We start from the raw sequence: 5,386 nt of genomic DNA, 5'->3' as shown, positions 1-5,386 counted from the left end.
GTGCCTCTGAAGCAAGCCCGCAGCCTGTCGACAGAGCTCACGGCTCCCGATTCGGATGGCGATGCCTCGCTTCGGTGCCCATTAGGATTCGGACCTGTCAGATCCCCTTTTTCAGGGCCCGCATGTTCACCGAGTCGATTGCGCACCGCGACCAGTCCAGGTCACCACGCGAGCCCAGTTCGTCGAGGACCAGGCGGTGCAGCCTGGCCCACACCCGTGCCTTCGTCCACTCGGTGAACCTGCGGTGCGCCGTTGCCCCGGACGGCCCGAACGACGCCGAGGGCAGCTGCTGCCACGTGCAGCCGGACGTCGCCACGAACACGATCGCGGCCAGCACCTCACGGTCACCGTGCCGGCGCCGGCCGCCGCCCTGAGGCCGCGATGGCGCCTCCGGCACCACGCGCTGGAACAGCTCCCACAATTCATCCGGCACCAGCCGCTCAACGATCCCCACCACAGCCAACAGCCTATCGAACCAAATGAGATGACCTCTTATGCCGCTGCTCTACGTCGGCGCCGTCCGGGGCCTGGTGACACATGGCACCTGGACGAGGTATTCGTCAAGATCAACGGTGTGCAGCGGTACCTGTGGCGGGCCGTGGACCAGCACGGGAACGTGCTGGACATCCTGCTGCAGAACCGGCGGGACGAGGCCGCGGCCAGGCGTTTCTTCCGGAAGCTGATGAAGAAGACCCGGTCGGTGCCCCGGATGATCGTCACCGACAAGCTCCGCTCCTACGGCGCCGCCCACCGCACGGTGATGCCGTCGGTCGAACACCGCTCACACAAAGGCCTGAACAACCGGGCCGAGAACTCCCACCAGCCGACGAGGCAACGCGAGCGCGCGATGAAAGGCTTCCGATCGGTGGGTGGAGCCCAGCGGTTCCTGGCCGCGTTCAGCGGCATCTCATCCCATTTCCGACCCCGCCGTCACCTCCTCGCCGCCCCGAACTACCGCGCCGAGATGATCCTCCGCTTCGTGATCTGGGACCAGATCACCGGCGTCGCCAGCCTGCCCGCCATAGCCTGAGCCGCTGTCACCACCGAAGCCGAAACGCGCCGAACCGGCTCACACCCTCGAGCACTCGCTCAACCTGACAACACCGTCCGGAGTGTTCGGGGGTGGTCATTTCGGTACCGGGAAGAGGGATTCCCGGGGACCGCCCGGGCCGGCCAGGGCGTCGCCCCGGTGGTGGGCGGCCGATGTGGGACGGATTTCGTTCACCGGTCTACGCCTCCCATCACTGGGTCGATGCTCGCCACGGCGACGATGACGTCCGCGACCTGCCCGCCCTCGCACATCGCGGCCATCGTCTGCAGGTTGGTGAAGCTCGGGTCGCGGAAGTGCACCCGGTACGGCCGGGTACCGCCGTCGGAGACGACGTGCACACCCAGCTCGCCCCTGGGGGACTCGACCGCCACGTACGCCTGCCCGGGCGGCACCCGGAACCCCTCCGTCACCAGCTTGAAGTGGTAGATCAGCGCCTCCATCGACTCGCCCATGATCTTGCGGATGTGGTCGAGCGAGTTGCCCAGCCCGTCCGCGCCGAGCGACAGCTGCGCCGGCCACGCGATCTTCTTGTCCGCGACCATCACCGCACCGCCGCCGCCCGCCAGCTGCTCCAGGCACTGCTCGACGATCCGCAGCGACTGCTCCATCTCGCGCAGACGGATCAGGAAGCGCCCGTAGGAGTCGCAGCTGTCGGCGGTCTCGATCTCGAAGTCGTACTGCTCGTAACCGCAGTAGGGCTGCGACTTGCGCAGGTCGTGCGGCAGGCCGGTGGCGCGCAGGATCGGCCCGGTGGCGCCGAGCGCCATGCAGCCCGCGAGGTCCAGGTAGCCGACGTCGACCAACCGGGCCTTGAAGACCGGATTGTTGGTCGCGAGCTTGTCGTACTCCGGTAGCCGCGCGCGCAACAGCTTCACACCCTCGCGGATCTGGTCCAACGCGCCCGGGGGCAGATCCTGCGCCAGCCCGCCGGGACGCACGTAACCGTGGTTCATGCGCAGCCCGGTCACCAGCTCGAAGATGTCCAGGATGACCTCGCGGTCACGGAAGCCGTAGACCATCAGCGTGGTCGAGCCGATCTCCATCCCGCCGGCGGCCAACGCGACCAGGTGCGAGGAGATCCGGTTGAGCTCCATCATCATTACCCGGATGACGCTCGCCCGCTCCGGCACGTCGGCGGTGATCCCGAGCAGCCTCTCCACCGCGAGGCAGTAGGCCGTCTCGTTGAACAGCGGCATCAGGTAGTCCATGCGCGTCACGAACGTCGTGCCCTGCACCCAGTTCCGGAACTCCAGGTTCTTCTCGATCCCGGTGTGCAGGTAGCCGATGCCGCAGCGGGCCTCCTTCACCGTCTCACCGTCGATCTCCAGGACCAGGCGCAGCACCCCATGCGTGGACGGGTGCTGCGGACCCATGTTCACGACGATCCGCTCGTCATCCGCCCTCCCTTGTCGCTGCGCGGCGTCGCCGACCTCGTCCCAGTCGCCGCCGGTGACGGTGTAGAGGGGCCCCTCGGTCGTGTCCCGAGCTCCCGCCGGCTCCTGCTCGGTGCCGCTCATCAGCCCATGACCTCCGCTCGGGTCGCCGTTCGCGTCCGCGTACCCGAGTCGCGAGGTGATCGGGAAAGGCCGGCGCGTTCCGCTTCCGCTTGCCGGCGCCTCGCGCCAGCCGCAAGGGCACGGCTTGGCTGCATGCGCCGCTTAAGTCCAGGATCGCGCACATCTGTGATGAACACCCGGCCGGCCAGGTAGGCCCTCGGGGAGGATCGGAGAGATGCCCGCGCCTCCGCCGTGGTCCCGGCGATCGCCTCGGAGGGCGTGAGCCCTGCAGCCCCACCCCAACACATGGGGAAACCGCTGGGGACGTGAAGGCCGCCTTCGCCCCCGGCCCCAGGTCGGCCGCGCAGGCGCCCCCGCGAGCCGAGGGCTGGCGGTGCTTGCGCCGGCGTCCACGGCGGTCACCGCCGGCGTTGCCATTCGTGAGAATCGCTGTGCACGATGGCCGCGCACAGCATTCTCGGCAGCCTCGAATGCGGGCTCGGGAAGCCCCCTCAAGCGGACTCGCAGAAGTAGAACACGGTCAGCCTCTTCGGCGGGCGACCGGGTCAGACGCTGCGACGTGAGCTGCGACCGCATCGACACAGGGGTGGGCATACCGCCCCAGGGACGGCGCCGATGAGTAACGCGCGGCCAGACACGCAGGCCCGGCACCCTCCACGGTGCCGGGCCTGTTCGGGCGCTGGGGTCAGACGACGCGGATGTTCTCCGCCTGGGGGCCCTTCTGGCCCTGGGTGAGGTCGAACTCCACGTGCTGGCCCTCCTGCAGTTCGCGGTAGCCCTGCCCGGTGATGTTGGAGTAGTGGGCGAAGACGTCCGGGCCGCCGCCCTCCTGCGCGATGAAGCCGAAGCCCTTCTCCGCGTTGAACCACTTCACGGTGCCCCTGGCCATGCCTGTCTCCTTCGCGGGGGTTCGGGCCCGCACGGTGCTGCGGGTCCGGAGGTGATCGCCTGGTCCGGAGCGGGCTGCACAGCGATGCGCCCGCGGGCAAGGTGACCGCGGGCGAACGACTTCGGAACCACGACTGCTCTGTGGATCACGCTAGTCCCTCTGCGGGGGCACCGCAGGCCGAAACCCCGCCGGCCCCGGCGTGCGCCGGTGCCAGCGCTCCCGCAAGCCGCTGAAGGCGACCGCCCGCAGCGACGCCCAGTTCCGAGCACCGGCTCGTGGGGCGTCGCCGAGGGCTGGCGGAAGTGGACCGCGGCCCGCCCCTCCGGCGGGCGGCCGGGCCGGAGGCGGCACCGTGGGCCGCGACCGCGTCGCCGCCGGGGCGGGCATACCCGCTCCAGAAAGCGGACTCGGGCCGGCCGACGACCGGCTCCAGGACCCCCACCGCGGAAGTGTCTGATCAGCAGCGCCCCTGATCCCTTCGGGCGACTCCACTCCACAGCCTGCGCACCTGATCAGTGGGGTGCTCGTGGTGCACGCCAGGATGACCGGCATGGGCCACTGGGTGTACGAGTTCACGGGTTGCCCCGACTCGGGGGACTACCAGCAGATCGCGGATGATGAAGAGCCGGGCGATGTGGTGCTGCGTGAACGCCCGAGCGGCCTTGGCATCGTGGACGGGTCCGTACGGGAGAGCGTCGACGACCTGATGATGGTGGCCCGCTTCCGGTGGGTGACCGGCGGAGACCCGGCCACGGTGGCGCCGGCGGTGCTGCAGGTGTCCGGGCGGCGCTGTCACGTTGTGGGGTGTGTGGGTGTCTGATGACGTCGTCGGGGCGTGGCGGGCTTGCGGTTCGGGTCCGAGGTCAGGCCGTGGTGGCCCGGCCGGCAGCGTCGGTGATCTGGTGCCAGACGACGAAGCGGACGGTCGTCTCGGCGCGGTAGTGGGCGGCGGTCATCAGGTGGCGGTAAGGCCGGAAGTGGGGTGAGATGCCGCTGAAGGCGGACAGGAATCTTTGTGCGGCGCCGGCGGAGCAAAAGCCCTGCATCGCCTGTTCGCGCTGCCGGGTGGGCTGGTGGCTGTTCTCGGCCCGGTGATTCAGGCCCTTATGGGAGCGGTGCCCGGCCGAAGGCATCGCCTCGCGGCGGGTCGCGCCGGAGGAGCGCAGCGGGTCGGTGGCCGGCCCCCCGGGGCACCTGGCGCTGCTTCTTCATCAGCTCGGCCAGAAACCGCTGGGCGGCCGTGGCGTCGCGCCTCGACCGGCGCAGGAGGTCGAGCACGTTGCCGTGCTGGTCCACGGCCCGCCACCGATACTTCTGCTCTCCGTTGATCTTCACGAAGACCTCGTCCGGGTGCCCTTTGTCGCCCGGCCTCGCATGTCGGCGACGCAGGCCGTTGGCGTAGGGCTGCCCGAACGTGGCGCACCACCGGCGGATCGTCGCGTAGGACACGAGGACGCCGCGCCCGGGCAGCGACCCCCCCGGCCTTGCGGCAGCCGAACGGAAAGCGGACGTACCGCCCCACGCAGGGGGAGAGGGTCTTTACCGGGGACCGGTGCCCCTGGCACGACGGCGGCACGGACGACATGAGCAGCCCCCGACACGGCACGATCGACTCGAAAACCCTCCCCCACCGTCAGCCAACGGGACAGGGCCCCATTCCTCCCACGGTGTCAGCGCGTCCTGGTACCTGCCTCGGTCCACGATCACCGACGCTCGGTCTCCCCGTCGGGCCATCCCGGCATCCCGCCCGCCGGGCTCCCACGGCTTTTCCCGGTCCCGACCGAACGTTCCCGGCACCGGCCCGTGCGGGGACGCCGGACGCGCGGTGGGCGGACCCGGACGGCCGCGCGACGCAGGGGGGGCGAAAGGCTTGCGCAGGTCTCGGGCTGGGCACTCGAAGCCCCGGAGCCGCGAGGGCCCCCGGCGGGC

The 5,386-nt window shown here is 70.1% G+C and carries 3 protein-coding genes and 3 pseudogenes; 2 read left to right on the top strand and 4 right to left on the bottom strand.

Annotated elements, in window-relative coordinates:
- Positions 1–83: 83 nt before the first annotated feature.
- Positions 84–457: pseudogene (locus AB0I73_RS40160) on the bottom strand (transposase); the annotation flags it as partial.
- Positions 458–490: 33 nt separating this feature from the next.
- Between AB0I73_RS40160 and AB0I73_RS40155 the strand changes: the two are divergent.
- Positions 491–1,030 (top strand): annotated as a pseudogene (locus tag AB0I73_RS40155) (IS6 family transposase); the annotation flags it as partial.
- A gap of 191 nt (positions 1,031–1,221) precedes the next feature.
- Here the strand turns inward: AB0I73_RS40155 and AB0I73_RS40150 are convergent.
- Positions 1,222–2,568, bottom strand: a complete 1,347-nt coding sequence (locus tag AB0I73_RS40150) for an NADH-quinone oxidoreductase subunit D (RefSeq protein WP_109381899.1) — start codon at positions 2,566–2,568, stop codon at positions 1,222–1,224.
- A gap of 685 nt (positions 2,569–3,253) precedes the next feature.
- Complete coding sequence (locus AB0I73_RS40145; protein WP_363045333.1) at positions 3,254–3,457, bottom strand: cold-shock protein; 204 nt, start codon at positions 3,455–3,457, stop codon at positions 3,254–3,256.
- Positions 3,458–4,007: 550 nt separating this feature from the next.
- On the opposite strand from AB0I73_RS40145, the gene AB0I73_RS40140 reads away from it, so the two are divergent.
- On the top strand, positions 4,008–4,277 hold the full coding sequence (locus AB0I73_RS40140; RefSeq protein ID WP_363045332.1) for a hypothetical protein: 270 nt from the start codon (positions 4,008–4,010) through the stop codon (positions 4,275–4,277).
- A 43-nt stretch (positions 4,278–4,320) separates the two neighbouring features.
- On the opposite strand, the pseudogene AB0I73_RS40135 reads toward AB0I73_RS40140, so the two are convergent.
- Positions 4,321–5,042: pseudogene (locus AB0I73_RS40135) on the bottom strand (IS6 family transposase).
- Positions 5,043–5,386: the final 344 nt, after the last annotated feature.

Origin of the sequence: Streptomyces sp. NPDC050388 (genome assembly GCF_040655635.1) — a bacterium.
Classification (GTDB): Bacteria; Actinomycetota; Actinomycetes; order Streptomycetales; family Streptomycetaceae; genus Streptomyces.
Note: the sequence above shows the minus strand (reverse complement) of the source record. Positions and strands in the feature narration are given on the sequence as shown.

Bases quoted from the DNA above. Each gene is read 5' to 3' on its own strand.
- AB0I73_RS40150 (WP_109381899.1), bottom strand. From the start codon at position 2,568: ATGAGCGGCACCGAGCAGGAGCCGGCGGGAGCTCGGGACACGACCGAG.
- AB0I73_RS40145 (WP_363045333.1), bottom strand. From the start codon at position 3,457: ATGGCCAGGGGCACCGTGAAGTGGTTCAACGCGGAGAAGGGCTTCGGC.
- AB0I73_RS40140 (WP_363045332.1), top strand. From the start codon at position 4,008: ATGGGCCACTGGGTGTACGAGTTCACGGGTTGCCCCGACTCGGGGGAC.